A 16504-nucleotide genomic window follows, 5' to 3' on the forward strand; every position below is an offset into this window, starting at 1 on the left:
CGTGTCCTGGTGCGTCAGTACGAGTAGTCCGAGCCGCCACCGGAGGAGCTGCCGGCCGCGGGCGGCGCGACCGCCTTGGGCGTGCCGGTCGGCAGGCAGGTCAGGTTCTTCTTGCCGTTCGGGTCGACCACGAACCAGGTGCCGCCGACGCCCTGGCCCTTCCACTGGCCGGGCTTCTTGTCGCCGATGTAGCGGTAGACCGGCCAGCCGCCGATGGTGAGCTGCCGCGTGCCGTCCTGGCGGGTGATGGTGCCGACCTTGTCGTCGGAGACGCCCTGCAGCTTCGGGTTGCCGTCGGTGAGCGACGGCGGCCAGACCTCGGCGCACTTGTCCACGCAGTTGGACTGCGGCGGGTCGTCGGAGTCCTTGTCGAACCGGTACAGCACCCAGCCGTCCTGGTCGGTGACGACGCGGCCCATCCGGGGCAGCTTCTTGCCGACCAGCTCGTCCGTGATCTTCACGTTGGCCGGGGGCGCCTTGTCCGCTACCGGCTCCTCCTCGGGAGCCGCCGACGCCTCCGGTTCGGCCGCCGCGGTGGGTTCGGCCGCGGCGACGGCGACCGGCTCGGCCGCGCCCGAGTTCGCCCCGTTGTAGCCTGCTGGGGCGCAGGCCGTAAGTGCGACCATCGCGCTCGCGACGATGACGGTCGTCCGCTTGTGGTGTGCCACGTGCCCTCCTCGTTCTTGGCAGTTCGCCGAGTAGTACGGGTGCGGCACTGTCAAGGTTGAACCGGCAACGGTGGCACATTTCACAGTGGACCGATTGAACCGATGGGCGTCCCGCTGCGTGCGTCAGCACGAGGGGGTCCGTCGGCCGGGCACGACACGACGGCGCCGGGTGGCTCAGCCACCCGGCGCCGCTTCGCGTTCGATCAGATGTCGTCCACAGTCACCAGCGTGCTGGCCACCCCGTTCGCGTCGACCGACTGCACCTGGAGCTTGTCGATGTCTCGCACCGAGGTCCACGTGGACGCGCTCAGCTGTAGCGGAAGCTGGTTCTGGTTCGTTCCGTAGCCGCCGACCGGCACCGACCAGCTGGAGATCACCTCGCTGGTGGCGTCCTTGCGGACCACCACCAGCCGGCACGTGCGCGGCCCCGGCAGGCGGCTGAGCTGCACCGCGATCTGCGTGCCGTACTCCTTGCGGGCCAGCCACATCGTGGTCTGCACGCCCGTCCCCGGGTCGGTCGCGTTGTGCTGGTCGCCCTCGATCGGCTCCCCGCCGACGCCCGGGTCGTTCGGGTTGCCGGGCTCGCCGCTCGGCGCGACGCTCGGCGCGGCCTGCGTCGGCACCGCCTGCGGCGGCGCGGGATCGTCGCCGAGCATCCCGGCGGCGACCCCGCTCAGGCCGCCGAACACCACCACTGCGGCCGCTGTCGCCAGCAACTGCCGCACCCGGGTACGACGCCGGTCCCGCCGTACCGCCACCAGCGTCCGGTCCAGCAGCGCCGGATCGGTGTGCGTCTGCTCCAGCGCGGCCATCGCCTCGCCGTCGATGCCGGAGAGCAGCCCCACCACCGGGACCATCGTCTCCAGTTCCGCAGCGCAGGCCCAGCAGGTGGCCAGATGCTCCTCGAACCGCTCCGCGTCCTGCGCGTCGAGCACGCCGAGCGCGTACGCGGCGACGTCCATGTGATCGGCCCGGCTCATTCGGTCACCCCCCTCTCCTGCAGAGCCGTGCGCAGCGCGCGCAGCGCATAGTAGACCCGCGACTTGGCGGTACCGAGCGGGAGCCCCAGTTCCTCGGCCGCCTCCGGCACGGTGCGCCCCCGGAAGTACGTCGCCACCAGGATCTCCCGGTGCGACTGGCTCAGCGTACGCAGCGCGTCCGCGACGGTCATCGTGCGCAGCACCCGGTCGGTGCTGTCCGACTCGGCGAACATGGTCAGATCCCGGTCGTACGTCTCGGGCGGGCGGGCCTGCTCGCTGCGGTGCTCGTCGATGGCGATCCGCCGGGCCACGGTGACCAGCCAGGGACGCAGCGAGCCCTGGCCCTGCACGCCGAGCCGGTGGGCGTTGCGCCAGGCCCGCAGCAGCGTCTCCTGCACGATGTCCTCGGCGCGCTGCCGGTCCCCGCCGGTCAGGCGCATCACGAACATCAGCAACGGGCCGGCGTGCTCGGCGTACAGCAGGCGGATCAGCTGGTCGGAGTGGCTGGCCTCGGCGGAGGTCGCCTGGTGGCGTCCGGGAGCGGGTCGCGGCGGCACCGGGTCATTCTGGCGATCGGCGGACCGGGCGTCGACCCCCCGGCCCGAACGCGAGGCGCGCGAGTGTGGTTGTGCCCGGGCGAACATCCACTCGGGCCGCGCCACTTCGCCGTGCCAGCCGGCCGCCACCGCATGCATGCAGACCTCCGCTGTCCAATGACATCAGCCGGCCCCCCACGGGCATGGCCGCCCGGTGATACGCAGCGATCAGCCGATCGGATCAACGTTTGACGGAAAAGATTCCCGGCGGTGGGGGAGTGGAGTCGACGGCGTCCGCGTCGTGCACCACCGCCGCGCCGCCGGTGAACCGGTCCAGCTCGGCACCGGCGAGCACCCGGCCGGGGAACCAGTCGCCCGCCGCCCGCCGGGTCAGCTCCGGCACCGGCGGCTCCACCCGGGACGCCACCAGCACCAGGTTGCCGTAGCGCCGGCCGCGCAGCACCGCCGCGTCACCCACCAGGCAGGCCCGGGGCAGCACGGTCCGCACCGTCGCGACCTGGGCGCGGGCGTGCCGCAGCGGCGGGCCGTCGGCCACGTTCGCCAGGTAGCTGCCGCCGGGCGCGAGCACCCGGGCCACCTCGGCGGCGTACTCCACCGAGGTCAGGTGCGCGGGGGTACGGGCGCCGGCGAACACGTCGGCCACGATCACGTCGTACGCGCCGTCCCGGCTCGACGTCAGCGTGGCCCGCGCGTCGGCCACCCGGACCTTCAGGCGCGGATCCGACGGCCAGGGCAGCTCACGGCGGACCAGCTCCACCAGCGCGCCGTCCACCTCGGACACCCGCTGCGTCGAACCGGGCCGGGTGACCTGCACGTAGCGGGGCAGTGTGAGCGCGCCGCCACCCAGGTGCAGCACCCGCAGCGGCGTCCCGGCCGGCGCCACCAGGTCCAGCGCGGCGGCGAGCCGCCGGACGTACTCGAACTCCAGGTGCGACGGGTCGGTCAGGTCCACATGCGACTGCGGCGCGCCGTCCAGCAGCAGCGTCCAGGAGCCCGCACGGTCGGCGTCCGGCACCAGCTCGGCCCGGCCCGTGTCGACGTCGGCCACCACCCGGTCGGAGTCGCGTCGCCGGCCCATCAGCGCCGCATCCCGCGCGCCGCGGCGGTGAGCACCCGGTGCAGCAGCCGCGCATCGCCGAGCATCCCGCGCAGCCGCCGTTCCAGCCCGGCGATCGGCACCAGGTTCTGCGGGGCGCGCGGATCCTTGTACGGGGTGGAGGCGAACCGGGGCAGCGTCACCAGCGACAGGTCGGCAAGCGCGATCGCCTCCGGCACGGTCAATTCGGCCGAGCACTCCACCCGCACGATGCCCGCCCACGGTGCGCCCGCGCGTACCGGCAGCCGCAGATACCACGACCAGCCGCCCCACGCCGTGCCCAGCCGGAACACCGGGCAGCGCTCGCCCGGCGCCAGCCCGGTCACCACGGCGGTGAGCCGCCCGTCGAGGTACTGGCTGTGCTGCGTCTTGATGTACCCGAGCGTGCGCGGCAGGTTGCGCCGGCTGCGCAGCGGCCCGTCCACCACCAGCAGGTCGCCGTCGGTGCGTACCGCGTCGGAGACGGCCACCTCCAGCGCGGTCAGCGGCGCCTGCACCGCCGCCGGCAGCTTGCTCAGCTCACCGGTGCCGCTCACCCGGTGCACCGGGTACCGGACCGAGCCGGCGACCACGTCCTGCGCCGACGGGCTCGCCGTGAACAGTCCCCGGCCCACCCGGGCACCGGCCATCTCGGCGGCGCCCCGGTCCAGGTCGCAGCGCACCACACCGGCCGCGTACGAGGCGGCGATGCCGGGGAACGAGCCGCCGTCCTCCTCGGCCGTCCAGACGCTGGCGTCGATCCGGCGTACCCCGTCGACGAGCAGCACCACGTCCGGTGACCGCACGTCCGCGCGGGGGCCGATCGCCCGCCAGTCGGTGGCCGGCAGCTCGACGTCGGCGTCGACCTGGGCGCTGCTCGGCGCGGCCGGCCCGGCGCCACCGGCCGCCTCGAACGACGCGCCGTACGCCGGATCCCAGGCGTCGACGAAGAACGCCGGCGACGGCCCGGTCACGCGGCGCTCCGCCGGGACGCGCCGGTCACAGGCCGGTCCGTTCCACGCGGGCCGTCCGCGCGTCCTTGCGGACCTCGAACCGGACCGGGATGCGCTCGGCCAGCGCCGGCACGTGGGTGACCACGCCGACCATCCGGTCGCCCCGGGCGGCCAGGTTCTCCAGCGTCGCCGCGACCGTGTCCAGCGTCGCCGCGTCGAGCGTGCCGAAACCCTCGTCCAGGACGATCGACTCCAGGCTGGCGGCGGTGGTGGACATGCCGGCGAGCTGCTCGGACAGCGCCAGCGCGAGCGCCAGCGACGCCTGGAACGTCTCCCCGCCGGACAGCGTCCGCACCCCGCGCCGCAGCCCCGCGTCGTGGTGGTCGACCACGAAGAACTCACCCTTGTCGTGCACCAGGTCGTACTGCCCGCCGGACAGCTCCCGCAGAATCCCCGACGCGCCGTCGACGAGCAGGTCCAGCGCCTCGGTGAGCAGCCAGCGCTCGAAGTTGTTCGCCCGCAGGTGCGAGGCGAGCGCCCGCGCCACCCGCGCCTCGTGCTCGTGCCCGGCCCGCTGTTCCCGCAGCTCGGCGGCCTGCTCGCGGCGCTCGTCGAGCCGGCGCAACTCCGCCTCGGCCCGCTCCACCGCCACCGCCACGTCGCGCGGCGCGTCCTGCGGCGCGTCCAGCCCGGCGGCGGTGAACAACGCGGCGATCCCGCCGGCGACCTCGGCCGCGGCCCGCTGCGCCGCCTCCACCGAGTCGGCCAGCCCGTCGCGGTCCGCGCGCCGCGCCCGCGCCTGCTCGCCGGCCCAGCCGGCCAGCGCCGTCCACGCCGCCGCCACGTCGTCCCGGTCGGCGGCCGGTGGCCCGAAGCGGGCCAGCCCGTCGCGTACCGCGTCGAAGTCACGCCAGGCCCGGCGCAGCCGCTCCTGCGCGGCGTCGAGCGAGCCCCGCGCCCGCCGGGCCGCCTCCCGGCCGGCCCGCACCGCGCCGGCCGCCTCCTCCAGCGCGGTCCGCAGCCGCGCGTGCTCGGCCAGCGACTCGCGCAGCCGCTCCGGCGCCGGCGCGTCCGCGAGCTGCTCGTCCAGCTCGGCCAGGCGCGCGCCGAGCTGGTCGTGCTGGGTACGCGCGCGCAGCAGTACCCGGTCGGAGTCACGCGCGGCGGTGTCGCGTTCCTGCACGACCCGCTTGGCCGCCTCGCTCGCCGCCCGCGCCGCCTTGCCCGCCTCGATCGCCCGGCTCACCGCCGAACCCTTCGGCACCGCCGGCACCGTGGTGACCGTCTGCTCGCACACCGGGCACGGCGCGCCGCCGACCAGGTGCGCCCGTAGCGCGACCGCCTGGTCGGCGGCCTTCGCGTCCTCGTGCGCGCGGAACGCCGACTCCAGCTCCGTCTCGGCCCGCTGCGCGTCCGCCCGCGCCGCCGCCAGCGCCGCGACCGCCGCGTCGTGCTCGGTCCGCGCCGCGTCCACCGCCGCGCGCACAGTCGCCGCCTCCGCGGTCAGCCGGTCCCGGTCCGCGTACGCCTTCAGGTGCAGCCGCAGCGCGCTCTCGTCACCGGCGGCGGCCAGCTCCCCGCGCAGCTTCTCCTCACGCTCCTCGGCCAGCCCGACCGCGGCCGCCGCCTCGTCCGCGGCCACCCGGGCCGCCGCCACCGCCCGCGCCAGCTCGGCGGTGCCGTCCGGCGCCCGCACCCCGGCCAGCACACCCAGCTCGGCGTCGAGGGCGGCAAGCGCCGCGGCCCGCTCACCCGCCGTCGCACGGGCCTGCTCCCATTCGGGTACGGCGGCAGCGACCGCCGCGGCCAGTTCCCGCATCGCGTCCACCCGCTCCCGGGCGGCGGTCAGACTCTCGTCGTCGACGTCGGCGAGCCCGCCGAGCATCTTGTCGACGGTCTCCAGCTTCGCCTCGGCCTGCCCGGCCCGCTCGACCGCCTTCTTCTGCACCGACTCGTAGACGCCCAGCCCGAGCAGGTTCACCAGGATCTGCTGGCGGGTGGCCGGCTTGGCGTGCAGGAAGTCGGCGAACTGGCCCTGCGGCAGCACCACGCACGAGGTGAACTGCTCGTACGGCAGCCCCACCGCGTCCAGCACCGCCTGCTCCATCTCGGCCGGGGTGCCCGCCACCACCTCGCCCAGATCCTCCGGGCTGAGCCCGGTGTCGAGCTTGGTGACGTCGAACCCCGGCGGCATGAGCTGCAGACCGGCGTTGGCCGTCTTCACCGTGCCCCGCCCGTCGCGGCGGACCACCCGGGTCGCCACGTAGCGGTCCCCGGCGGATTCGAAGACCAGCCGGACCCGCGCCTCGGTGGCCGACGGCGCCAGCGCGTTCGCCAGCCCCCGGGCGCCGCCCCAGCGCGGCACCGTGCCGTAGAGCGCGAAGCAGATCGCGTCGAGCACCGTCGACTTGCCCGAACCGGTCGGCCCGACCAGCGCGAAGAAGTCCGCGTCGGTGAAGTCGACAGTCGTCTCGTCGCGGAACACCGTGAACCCGGCCATGTCCAGTCGCATCGGCCGCATCAGTGCTCCACCTCCTCGAGCAGCTCGTCGAAGAGCTCCCGGACACCCTCGTCGGCGTGCCCGCGGCTGTCCAGGTAGTCGCCGAACAACTCGCCCGGCGACCGGCCGGCCCGCTGAGCCGTCCGTGTCCCGCTGCCCGGCGCGGGCACCAGCTCCGGGTCGATCCGGATCTCCAGCGCCCGGGGCAGCAGCTCCTGCACCTCCTCGCGCAACCCGGCCCGGGGCTGCTCCCGGACGTAGACGCGCAGCCAGCCCTCCGGCGCCTCGATCTCGGCGAGCTGCGCGAGCGTGCCGCGTACCGTACGCAGCGGCACCGCGCCCGGCACCGGCACCTCGCGGATCCGGGCGGCGGTGGTGGCGGTCACCTCCACGATCGTCACCGAGCTGACGTTCTCCTGCTCGCCGAAGTCGACGGCGAGCGGGCTGCCGCTGTAGCGGATCGGGCACGGGCCGATGACCCGCTGCGAACGGTGCAGGTGACCCAGCGCCACGTAGTGCGCGTTGCCGGGGAAGACCGTGGCCGGAACCGCGTATCCGAGCACCGTGTGCGCGTCCCGCTCGCCGCCGCCGGTGCTCGCGCCGACCACTGTGAGATGCGCGGTGACCAGGTGCACGCGGTCCGGCTCGGTGAAGCCCTCGGCGAGGCGGTCCAGCACCCGGCCCAGGTGATCGGCGTACGTCTGGTTGGCCTCGGCCGGGGTGAGCGTGTACATCTCCACCGCGCGCACCGCGTACCGCTGGGACAGGAACGGCAGCGCGGCGACCCGCCAGCGCTCCCCGCCGGCGGTGACCCCGTCGACGACGTGCTCGTCCGGGTTCTCCCGGACGCTGCCGCGCAGCGTGATCCCGGCCGCCTCGGCCCACGGGCGCAGCGCGTCCAGCGCCGCGCCGTTGTCGTGGTTGCCGCCGATCGCCACCACGTCGGCGCCGGTACGCCGCAGCGCGGTGAGCGCCCGGGTGACCAGGCGGGTCGCCTCCGGGGTCGGCGCGGCGGTGTCGTACAGGTCACCGGCGACGATCACCAGGTCGGGCCGTTCGCGCTGGGCGATGTCGATGACCTGGGCGAGGACCTGCTTGTGCTCCTCCGCCCGGGACTGCCCCTTGAGGACCTTGCCGACGTGCCAGTCGGAGGTGTGCAGGATCTTCATCTGGGTGCCGCCTAGAACGGGATGTCGTCGTCGGAGGAGCCGGAGCCGACCACCGCGAACGGATCGGCGGCCTGCGTGATCGACCGTAGCGTCTCCGAGGGCGCGCGGCCCGCCTCCGAGACCCGGGTGGCCCACGCCGGGAACGGGAACTCCAGGCAGAGCGGCACCGGGATGTCCGGCTGGTTGACGAACATCGTGCCCGGCTTGGCCAGCAGCGCCCGCTGCCGCTGGGCGGGCGGCAGGAAGCCGTACTCCGGGCGGGACGCCTCGGCCGGGTCGAGCCGGCCCACCACCCGGATCGCCGAGTTGGTGACGATCCGCCGTTCCACCTCGCTCGCGGTCTGCTGCGCGCCGACCAGGATCACGCCCAGCGAGCGGCCCCGCTCGGCGATGTCGAGCAGCACCTCCTTGATCGGCGACGAGCCCTCCCGCGGCGCGTACTTGTTCAGCTCGTCGAGCACGACGAACAGCAGCGGCTTGGCGGTGCCGGCCTTCTCCTTGCGCTCGAACTCGCTCTTGAGCGTCACACCGACCACGAACCGCTGTGCGCGATCCGGCAGGTTGTGCAGGTCGACCACGGTGACCTGGGCGCTCTCCGCGGTGTTGATCGAGTGCGGCCGGCGGGTCGCCAGGTCACCCCGGATCAGCCGGCCCAGGTCCTTCTTGCTGCCGATCAGCCGCCGGGCGAACGCGTTCACAGTGCCCAGCCCGACCGCGCTGCCGGCCCACTCGCCGCGCGTCTCGTCGTCGTTGAGCTGCTCGACCACGTGGTCGACCAGATCCGCGTACGAGCCGAGCCGCACCCCGTCGATGCTCACCCCGCCGTCGGCCGGCTGGGCGTAGCGGGCCAGGTGCGCGGCCACCGAGTGGACCACCATCGTGTACTGCTGGCGCTCGTCGTCCGCGTCGGCGAACACGTACGGCAGCAGGCGGTCGGCGCAGAACTCGGACAGCGTCCAGTAGAAGCTGTCCACCCCGGTGAGCCGGCTGCTCACATCCGGCGTGCCGGAGGAGTCGCCGACCCGCGGCGGGGCGTACACCCGCACGTCCGGGAACGCGCCGGCATCAAGGCCCAGTTTCGCGTACGCCGCCCGGGTCGGGTCGTCGAGCCGGCTGTTCGGGTGGTCGAGGAAGAGCAGGTCCTCGCCCTTCACGTTGAAGATCAGCGCCTTGGCGTTCACGGCGTCGCCGCCCAGCACACCGGAGCGGAACACCGAGTAGAGCAGGAACGTGGCGAAGCTCGTCTTGGTGGCGACACCGGAGATGCCGGAGATCGACACGTGCGCGCCCCGGGTGCCGTCGAGGAAGTCGGCGTTGAGGTAGACCGGCACGCCGTCGCGGCCCATCCCCATCGGGATCCGCCGCTCCATCCGGTCGAAGTGCAGCGCCCGCGCCCGCGCGTCACCCTCCGCCCGGTGCACCACCGCGCCCGGCGTCGGCGGCACGTAGAACTCCGGGTCGACCCGCGTGGTGGTCACCTCGGCCGCCTCCTGCACCTGCGCCGGCAGCGTGCCGTCGGCGATGGCGAAGACGTCGGAGTCGAACTGCGCCCCCTCGTGCCGGGCGCGCACCTGGGTCACCACCCCGGCGATCGTCACCGGCTCACGGTCGGGCAGGTCGCGGCGGGTCACCACCACGTCGTCGAGTTGCAGGTAGCTGCCCGGCGCGACGGCGGTCCAGAAGGTGAGCGGGGTGGCGTCGGCGGTGCCGAGCACCCGGCCGACACCCTCGCCGGGCCCGTCGAGCTGATCGTCGGTCATCGGCGGTCTCCGGTCGGCTGGTCGTACCGTTGGCGGTGCACGTCGTGCATCCTGCCCGAGGGATGCGACAGGTTGCCACGCGACGCGGCGGACGCCACGCCACCCGTGCGCCGAACGGTAGCCCCCCGAATCCGCCCGACCACGATGCGTGCGTTTCCTCCACGTTCGCCCGCCGCCCGCCGGACGTGTCGTTCCACTCGTCGCCTGCCCGTCCACGATCCGGCGACGCCGGTACGTGCCGTCCCGAGCAGCAGGAGTGGCGTCCCGCGTGTCAGGACGACGCGAAGATCTTGGTACGAAAGGGCCCTTATAGGGGCCGTTTGCTACCAAGATCTCGCGTGGCGCGTGCCGCGTGCGGGTCAGGCGGCGGGGGCGGAACCGGCGGGCGGGGTCTCGGCGGCGTCGCGGGCGTAGCGCAGCATCAGCACGCCGTCGCCGGCGGCCAGCACGTGCCGCAGCGGCAAGTGACGCGGGATGCTGGTGTCCCCGGCGGTGATCCGGCCCGGACCGGCGCCGGCGAGCAGCGGCGCCACGGTCAGGCACAGTTCGTCGACCAGGTCGGCCGCCGTGAGCGCGCCGAACAGGTGCGGGCCGCCCTCGCAGAGCAGTTGGTCCAGCCCGCGCCGCCGCAGCTCGGCCAGCCCGGCGGCGAGATCGACCCGCCCGGGCGCGTCGGCGTGGCCGGTGCCGCAGCGGACCACGTCTGCCACGTCGGTCAGCCCGGGCGGCGGTTCGGCGCCGGGTTGGGTGAGCACGATCGGCCGGACCGGGGCGTCGGCGAAGGCGGCCTGCGCCGGGTCGAGGTCGAGCGAGCCGGAGACGACCACCAGCGTCGGGAACTCGGCCAGCCCGTGCTGGCGCCGCCAGGCCCGGCGTTCCGGGCTCAGCCGGACCGCCCGGTAGCCCTCGTGCCGCAGCGTGCCGGCGGCCACCACGAGGCCGTCGCAGAGCATCCGCAGCAGGCCGAAGACCCGCTTGTCCGGCTCGCCGGACAGCCCGGCCGAGTATCCGTCCAGAGTGACCGCGCCGTCGGCGCTGGCGACGAAGTTGACCCGCAGGTGCGGGCGGGCCGCGCGGCCGTAGAGCGCGGTGAGCTGCGGATCGGTGAGCGCACCGGTGACGGGTGCGGGCCAGATCCGTTCGATCGGGGTTCCGACGGTCATTCGCCGGCCGGACCGGTGACCGGCGGGGTGGGTTCGGGGGTACGGTGCTGGCAGTCGCACCACTTCCGGCCAGGACAGTCGTCGTGCCGCCGTTCCCGGCAGGCTCGGCAGATCATGCAGGCAGCCTATGCCCAGGAAGGACGGGACGTCGTGTCGCGTCAGATCTTCCAGCTCATGGTGTCGCTGGCCGGCGTCCGGCCGCCGGTGTGGCGGCGGGTGCTGGTGCCCGGCGGCTACACGCTGGACCGGCTGCACCGGGTGATCCAGCACGCGATGGGCTGGCGCGACTGCCACCTGCACTCGTTCGACGTCGACGGCCGGCAGTACGGCGAGCCCGACCCGGACGGCGAACTGTCGCTGCGCGACGAGCTGGACGTCCGGCTGGACGCGCTGGTGGGCAAGGGCGATCGCTTCCGCTACACGTACGACTTCGGTGACTGGTGGGAGCACGACCTGGTGGTGGAGGACTGCTGCGCCGCCGACCCGGACGAGCGCTACCCGCTCTGCCTGGACGGGGAGCGGGCCTGCCCGCCGGAGGACGTGGGCGGCCCGGGCGGATACGCGGTCCTGCTGGCCGCGCTCGCCGACCCGGCGCACCCGGAACACGTGACCATGCGCGAGTGGGCCGGCCCGGCTTTCGAACCGGCCGCGTTCGACCCCGACCGCGCCACCGTCCTGCTGCGCCGCTGCTGCTGACCTGAACCCCGAGCCACCTCCGCACCGCCGACGCGGTAACGAAATGGGAACGCTCCCAACGGTCTATTGACACCCCTGTCACCTCCCGGCAACCTCATGGGAGCGCTCCCGAGAGTGGTGCGGATCTCCCTCCTGCCCGCTCCGGCCCGCGCGACACGCACCCCCCACCACACAGCAGATATCGCCTCACCACCGAAAGAGGGGTCTCGGATGAGCGTCCCAATCCGTCGTCGGCGCTTCGCGGCCATCGCGCTCGCGTCCGTCGTCGTGCTCGGCACCACCGCCGCCTGCGGCGACGACTCGGACAGCGGCGACAGCGGCAGCGGCGGCGGCCCGGTCACGCTGGTCGTCGACGTCTTCGGCGACCAGGGCTTCGGCTACGAAGAGCTGTACAAGCAGTACGAGGCGGAGCACCCGAACGTCAAGATCCAGGAGCGGGGCAAGGGCCTCGGCCTCGGTGACTACAACACCCGCCTCACGCAGCAGATCACCGCGGGCTCGGGCGCCGGCGACGTGGTGGCCCTGGAAGAGGGCACGATCGTTCAGTTCTACGCCCAGGCCGACAAGTTCGTGAACCTCGCCGACCACGGCGCGAACGACCTCAAGGGCAACTTCCTGCCGTGGAAGTGGGAGCAGGGCACCACCCCCGACGGCAAGGTGCTGGGCCTCGGCACCGACGTCGGCTCGATGGCGCTGTGCTACCGCAGCGACCTGTTCAAGGCCGCCGGGCTGCCCACCGACCGCGAGCAGGTCGGCGCGCTCTGGCCGACCTGGGACGAGTTCATCGCCACCGGCCAGAAGTTCGCCGCCGCCGACAAGAAGCACAAGTTCGTCGACTCGGCGACCAACTTCTACAACGTGGTGCTGATGCAGGTCGCGGGCCAGGGCACCGGCTACACGTACTACGACAAGAGCAACAAGATGGTCATCGACCAGAACCCGGACGTGAAGACGGCGTACGACCTCACCACCAAGATGATCGCCGCCGGGCTGTCCAACAACCTCCAGTCGTTCTCCAACGAGTGGAACGCCGGCTTCAAGAACGGCACCTTCGCCACCATCGCCTGCCCCGCCTGGATGACCGGTGTCATCAAGGGCCAGGCCGGTGACGCGGCGGCCGGCAAGTGGGACATCGCCAAGGCGCCGGGCGCCGGTGGCAACTGGGGCGGCTCCTTCCTCGGCGTGCCGAAGTCGAGCAAGCACCAGAAGGAGGCCGCGGAGCTGGCCAAGTTCCTGACCAGCGCCAAGGGTCAGATCGGCGCGTACAAGGCGGTCGGCAACCTGCCCTCGAACCCGCAGGCGCTCACCGACCCGGCCGTGGCCGACTCGACCAACGACTACTTCAGCAAGGCCCCGGTCGGCAAGATCTTCGCCGCCGGTGCCACCGACCTGAAGCCGGTCTACCTCGGCCCGAAGAACAACGCGGTCCGCACCGCGGTGGAGAACAGCCTGCGCGCCGTGGAGCAGGGCAAGTCGGCCGGCGAGCAGTGGCAGACGGCCCTCAAGAACGGTGCGGCCGCCGGTAAGTAACCGGTTGAGCCGCCCGCGGGTGGCGTCGGCAGCCCGGCTGCCGGCGCCACCCGCGGTGCCCGCAGAGTCCGGCGTCGCCCGTGTGGCGGGTGACGCCGGCCGAGGAGAAGGACTCCCCATGAGCCTCGACCTGCACGCCGCGGCGCCGCCCGAACCCGGCCCGCCGCGCGCCGCCCGTCACTCGCGCCGCCGTGCCGCCTCACTGACGCGCCTGGACCTGAAGTACTCGCCGTACCTGTACGTCCTGCCGTTCTTCGTGATCTTCGCCGTGTTCGGCGTGTACCCGATCGCGTACACGGTCTGGATCGCGCTGACCGACCGGTCGCCGCTGAACTCGACGATCTCGTTCGTCGGGATGGACAACTTCGTCGAACTGATCACCGAGGACCCGCAGTTCTGGAACGCGGTGGTCAACACGTTCGGCATGTTCCTGCTCTCCACGGTGCCCCAGCTGCTGCTGGCGCTGATGCTCGCCAATGCGCTGAACCGGAAGCTGCGCGCGCAGACGTTCTTCCGGATGGCCATCGCGATGCCGATCATCACCTCGACCGCTGTGGTCGCGCTGATCTTCTCGATGATCTACGCGAAGGACTTCGGCCTGGTCAACTGGCTGCTCGACAGCGTCGGCCTGGACCCGATCGACTGGCGGGCGAATCGCTTCGCGTCCTGGTTCGCCATCTCCACCATGGTCGACTGGCGCTGGGTCGGCTACAACGCGCTGATCTACCTGGCCGCCATGCAGTCGATCAGCAAGGACATGTACGAGGCCGCGGCGCTGGACGGCGCCTCCCGGCGGCGCCAGTTCTGGTCCATCACGGTTCCGCAGCTGCGCCCCACGATCATCTTCACGCTGATCATCTCCACCATCGGCGGCCTCCAGCTGTTCACCGAGCCCCTGCTGTTCACCAGCGGCTCGGGCGGTCTCTCCGGTGGTTCGGAGGGCCAGTTCCAGACCATCACGATGTACCTGCTCGACGTGATGAACCAGCGCTTCCGGTGGGGCTACGCCGGGGCGGTCGCGCTCGTGCTCTTCGTGCTCATCGCGTTGATGTCGGCGATCAACTACCTGCTCGCCCGCCGCATCAGCTCCGACAAGTGAGGTGACGAGATGACGACCACCGCCGTCCGCCCGCCCACCCGGCAGAGTCCGCCGGTCAAGACCGCCCACCGCGCCGAGCGGCTCTGGAAGGCCAGCCCGCTCACCATGATCGGCCTGATCTTCGGCGTGCTGCTGTCCCTGTTCCCGTTCTACTGGATGATCGTGATCGCCAGCCGGACGAACGACGCGGCAAACTCCTGGCCGCCGCCGTTCCTGCCCGGCGGCAAGCTCGGCGAGAACATCGAGCGGGTGCTCGCCAATAGCGACGCCAACATCGTCAAGGGCCTGATGAACTCGTTCCTGGTCTCCGGGACGATCACCGTCGCGACGGTGTTCTTCGGCTCGCTGGCCGGCTTCGCGTTCGCCAAGCTCCGCTTCCGGGGCAAGAACGCGCTGCTGCTGATCATCCTCACCTCGATGATGGTGCCGATCCAGCTCGGCGTGCTGCCGCTGTACATCCTGATGGCGAAGCTCGACTGGCTGAACACCATGCCGTCGGTGACCGTTCCGTTCCTGATCGGCGGCTTCGGCATCTTCATGATGCGCCAGTACGCAGAGCAGGCGGTACCGAACGAGTTGATCGAGGCCGCCCGGGTGGACGGCTGCTCCACCTGGCGGGTGTACTGGCACGTGGTGGCGCCCGCGCTGCGTCCGGCCGCCGCGGTGCTGGGCCTGCTGACCTTCATGGAGCAGTGGAACCAGTTCTTCTGGCCGTTCGTGGTGCTGGCGGACCCGTCCAACCCGACCGTCCAGATCTCGCTGCGCAGCCTCAACACCGCATACTTCGCCGACAACTCGCAGATCTTCGCCGGTACGTTGATCGCGACCCTGCCCCTGTTCGTCGTGTTCGTTCTGTTCGGCCGCCAGATCATCGGCGGCATCATGGAAGGCGCCGTCAAGTCGTGAGCAACCCAGCAAGCCCGCCCGCCGTCGGTCTCCTCGACGCCGGTCCGGCCCTGACCTTCCCGCCGGACTTCCTCTGGGGTGCGGCCACCGCCGCGTACCAGATCGAGGGCGGGGCGACGGAAGGCGGCCGTACCCCGTCGATCTGGGACACCTTCAGCCACACCGAGGGCCGGACGGTGGCCGGGCACACCGGCGACGTGGCGTGCGACCACTACCACCGGATGCCTGATGACGTGCGGCTGATGGCCGACCTGGGCCTGCGGTCGTACCGCTTCTCGGTGAGCTGGCCGCGGGTGCAGCCGGGCGGCACCGGCGGGGTCAACCAGGAGGGCATGGACTTCTACCGCCGGCTGGTCGACGAGCTGCTCGGCCACGGCATCGAGCCGTGGCTGACGCTCTACCACTGGGACATGCCGCAGCCGCTGGAGGACGCGGGCGGCTGGCCGGCCCGGGACACCGCAGCCCGCTTCGCCGAGTACGCCCACCTGGTCGCCGAGGCGCTCGGTGACCGGGTGAAGTACTTCACCACGCTGAACGAGCCGTGGTGCTCGGCGTTCCTCGGTTACGGCTCCGGCGTGCACGCGCCGGGCCGCTCCGACGGTGCGGACGCGGTCCGGGCCGGGCACCACCTGATGCTCGGTCACGGCCTGGCCGTGCAGGCGGTACGCGCGATCCGCCCGGACGCGCAGCTCGGCATCACCGTCAACCTGTACCCGGTGACTCCGGCGAGCGGGTCGGCGGCGGACGCCGACGCGGCCCGGCGGATCGACGCGCTGGCGAACCGGTTCTTCCTGGACCCGGTGCTGCGCGGGTCGTACCCGGCCGACCTCGTCGCGGACCTGCGTCAGGTCACCGACATGGGGCACGTGCGCGACGGTGACCTGGCGACCATCTCCACGCCGCTGGACATGGTCGGGATCAACTACTACAGCCGGCACGTGGTGGCCGCGCCGGTCGAGGGCGCGGAGCCGGAGCCCTACTGGCGGGCGCCGTCCTGCTGGCCGGGCAGCGAGGACGTCCGGTTCGTCACCCGGGGTGTCCCGGTGACCGACATGGACTGGGAGATCGACGCGCCGGGCCTGGTGGAGACGCTGGAGCGGGTCCACCGGGAGTACACCGACCTGCCGCTCTACGTCACCGAGAACGGCTCGGCGTTCGTCGACGAGCTGGTCGACGGCCGGGTGGACGACCCGGATCGGCTGGCCTACTTCTCCGCCCACCTGCGCGCGGCGCACGCCGCGATCGAGGCCGGTGTGCCGCTCAAGGGCTACTTCGCCTGGTCGCTCCTGGACAACTTCGAGTGGGCCTGGGGCTACACGAAGCGGTTCGGCATGGTCTATGTCGACTACGACAGCCAGGCCCGGATCGCGAAGTCCAGCGCCAGGTGGTACGCCGACGTGATCCGACGCAACGGACTGCCCGCACAATAAGCTGGGCCAGCCAGTAAC

Annotated in this window: 14 protein-coding genes; 5 read left to right on the forward strand and 9 right to left on the reverse strand. The window is 72.6% G+C overall.

The genetic code is table 11. The annotated features are described in order from the left end of the window. Nucleotides 1–14 precede the first annotated feature (14 nt). From O7611_RS06390 to O7611_RS06430, 9 genes are all read right to left on the reverse strand, one after another. Complete coding sequence (locus tag O7611_RS06390) at nucleotides 15–668, reverse strand: COG4315 family predicted lipoprotein (RefSeq protein WP_047893130.1); 654 nt, start codon at nucleotides 666–668, stop codon at nucleotides 15–17. A 203-nt stretch (nucleotides 669–871) separates the two neighbouring features. Next, a complete protein-coding gene (locus tag O7611_RS06395) occupies nucleotides 872–1648 on the reverse strand; it encodes an anti-sigma factor family protein (RefSeq protein WP_194803269.1) in 777 nt (258 codons plus the stop codon). Then, nucleotides 1645–2343 carry a sigma-70 family RNA polymerase sigma factor gene (locus O7611_RS06400; protein WP_047893132.1) on the reverse strand — a complete coding sequence of 233 codons (699 nt, stop codon included), beginning with the start codon at nucleotides 2341–2343 and terminating at the stop codon, nucleotides 1645–1647. Before O7611_RS06400 ends, O7611_RS06395 begins: the two co-directional genes overlap by 4 nt. Before the next feature lie 82 nt (nucleotides 2344–2425). After that, complete coding sequence (locus tag O7611_RS06405; protein WP_194803268.1) at nucleotides 2426–3283, reverse strand: spermidine synthase; 858 nt, start codon at nucleotides 3281–3283, stop codon at nucleotides 2426–2428. After that, on the reverse strand, nucleotides 3283–4254 hold the full coding sequence (locus O7611_RS06410; protein WP_269696380.1) for a hypothetical protein: 972 nt from the start codon (nucleotides 4252–4254) through the stop codon (nucleotides 3283–3285). Before O7611_RS06410 ends, O7611_RS06405 begins: the two co-directional genes overlap by 1 nt. A gap of 25 nt (nucleotides 4255–4279) precedes the next feature. Further along, nucleotides 4280–6754 carry an AAA family ATPase gene (locus O7611_RS06415; protein ID WP_269696381.1) on the reverse strand — a complete coding sequence of 825 codons (2475 nt, stop codon included), beginning with the start codon at nucleotides 6752–6754 and terminating at the stop codon, nucleotides 4280–4282. After that, nucleotides 6754–7902 carry an exonuclease SbcCD subunit D gene (locus tag O7611_RS06420; RefSeq protein WP_269696382.1) on the reverse strand — a complete coding sequence of 383 codons (1149 nt, stop codon included), beginning with the start codon at nucleotides 7900–7902 and terminating at the stop codon, nucleotides 6754–6756. Before O7611_RS06420 ends, O7611_RS06415 begins: the two co-directional genes overlap by 1 nt. Nucleotides 7903–7913: 11 nt before the next feature. Next, nucleotides 7914–9662, reverse strand: coding sequence for an ATP-binding protein (locus O7611_RS06425; protein WP_043325613.1), 1749 nt, complete (start codon nucleotides 9660–9662; stop codon nucleotides 7914–7916). A 359-nt stretch (nucleotides 9663–10021) separates the two neighbouring features. Further along, nucleotides 10022–10825 (reverse strand): pyrimidine reductase family protein, encoded by an 804-nt coding sequence (locus O7611_RS06430; RefSeq protein WP_194803264.1) that lies wholly within the window; start codon nucleotides 10823–10825, stop codon nucleotides 10022–10024. Between the two features lie 150 nt (nucleotides 10826–10975). Between O7611_RS06430 and O7611_RS06435 the strand changes: the two genes are divergently transcribed. The 5 genes from O7611_RS06435 to O7611_RS06455 all read left to right on the forward strand — a co-directional run bounded on the left by O7611_RS06435 (nucleotide 10976) and on the right by O7611_RS06455 (nucleotide 16486). Continuing rightward, a complete protein-coding gene (locus O7611_RS06435) occupies nucleotides 10976–11521 on the forward strand; it encodes a plasmid pRiA4b ORF-3 family protein (protein ID WP_194803263.1) in 546 nt (181 codons plus the stop codon). A 210-nt stretch (nucleotides 11522–11731) separates the two neighbouring features. Then, a complete protein-coding gene (locus O7611_RS06440; RefSeq protein WP_194803262.1) occupies nucleotides 11732–13051 on the forward strand; it encodes an ABC transporter substrate-binding protein in 1320 nt (439 codons plus the stop codon). 118 nt (nucleotides 13052–13169) lie between these two features. Next, complete coding sequence (locus tag O7611_RS06445) at nucleotides 13170–14150, forward strand: carbohydrate ABC transporter permease (protein ID WP_194803261.1); 981 nt, start codon at nucleotides 13170–13172, stop codon at nucleotides 14148–14150. Between the two features lie 105 nt (nucleotides 14151–14255). Further along, complete coding sequence (locus O7611_RS06450) at nucleotides 14256–15056, forward strand: carbohydrate ABC transporter permease (RefSeq protein ID WP_030274682.1); 801 nt, start codon at nucleotides 14256–14258, stop codon at nucleotides 15054–15056. Further along, nucleotides 15053–16486 (forward strand): GH1 family beta-glucosidase, encoded by a 1434-nt coding sequence (locus tag O7611_RS06455; RefSeq protein ID WP_269696383.1) that lies wholly within the window; start codon nucleotides 15053–15055, stop codon nucleotides 16484–16486. The genes O7611_RS06450 and O7611_RS06455 overlap by 4 nt, the downstream gene beginning before the upstream one ends. Nucleotides 16487–16504: the final 18 nt, after the last annotated feature.

The sequence above is a fragment of the Micromonospora sp. WMMC273 genome (genome assembly GCF_027460285.1).
Classification (GTDB): Bacteria; Actinomycetota; Actinomycetes; order Mycobacteriales; family Micromonosporaceae; genus Micromonospora; species Micromonospora aurantiaca.

Bases quoted from the DNA above. Each gene is read 5' to 3' on its own strand.
- O7611_RS06395 (WP_194803269.1), bottom strand. From the start codon at position 1,648: ATGAGCCGGGCCGATCACATGGACGTCGCCGCGTACGCGCTCGGCGTG.
- O7611_RS06400 (WP_047893132.1), bottom strand. From the start codon at position 2,343: ATGCATGCGGTGGCGGCCGGCTGGCACGGCGAAGTGGCGCGGCCCGAG.
- O7611_RS06405 (WP_194803268.1), bottom strand. From the start codon at position 3,283: ATGGGCCGGCGACGCGACTCCGACCGGGTGGTGGCCGACGTCGACACG.
- O7611_RS06415 (WP_269696381.1), bottom strand. From the start codon at position 6,754: ATGCGGCCGATGCGACTGGACATGGCCGGGTTCACGGTGTTCCGCGAC.
- O7611_RS06420 (WP_269696382.1), bottom strand. From the start codon at position 7,902: ATGAAGATCCTGCACACCTCCGACTGGCACGTCGGCAAGGTCCTCAAG.
- O7611_RS06425 (WP_043325613.1), bottom strand. From the start codon at position 9,662: ATGACCGACGATCAGCTCGACGGGCCCGGCGAGGGTGTCGGCCGGGTG.
- O7611_RS06430 (WP_194803264.1), bottom strand. From the start codon at position 10,825: ATGACCGTCGGAACCCCGATCGAACGGATCTGGCCCGCACCCGTCACC.
- O7611_RS06440 (WP_194803262.1), top strand. From the start codon at position 11,732: ATGAGCGTCCCAATCCGTCGTCGGCGCTTCGCGGCCATCGCGCTCGCG.
- O7611_RS06445 (WP_194803261.1), top strand. From the start codon at position 13,170: ATGAGCCTCGACCTGCACGCCGCGGCGCCGCCCGAACCCGGCCCGCCG.
- O7611_RS06450 (WP_030274682.1), top strand. From the start codon at position 14,256: ATGATCGGCCTGATCTTCGGCGTGCTGCTGTCCCTGTTCCCGTTCTAC.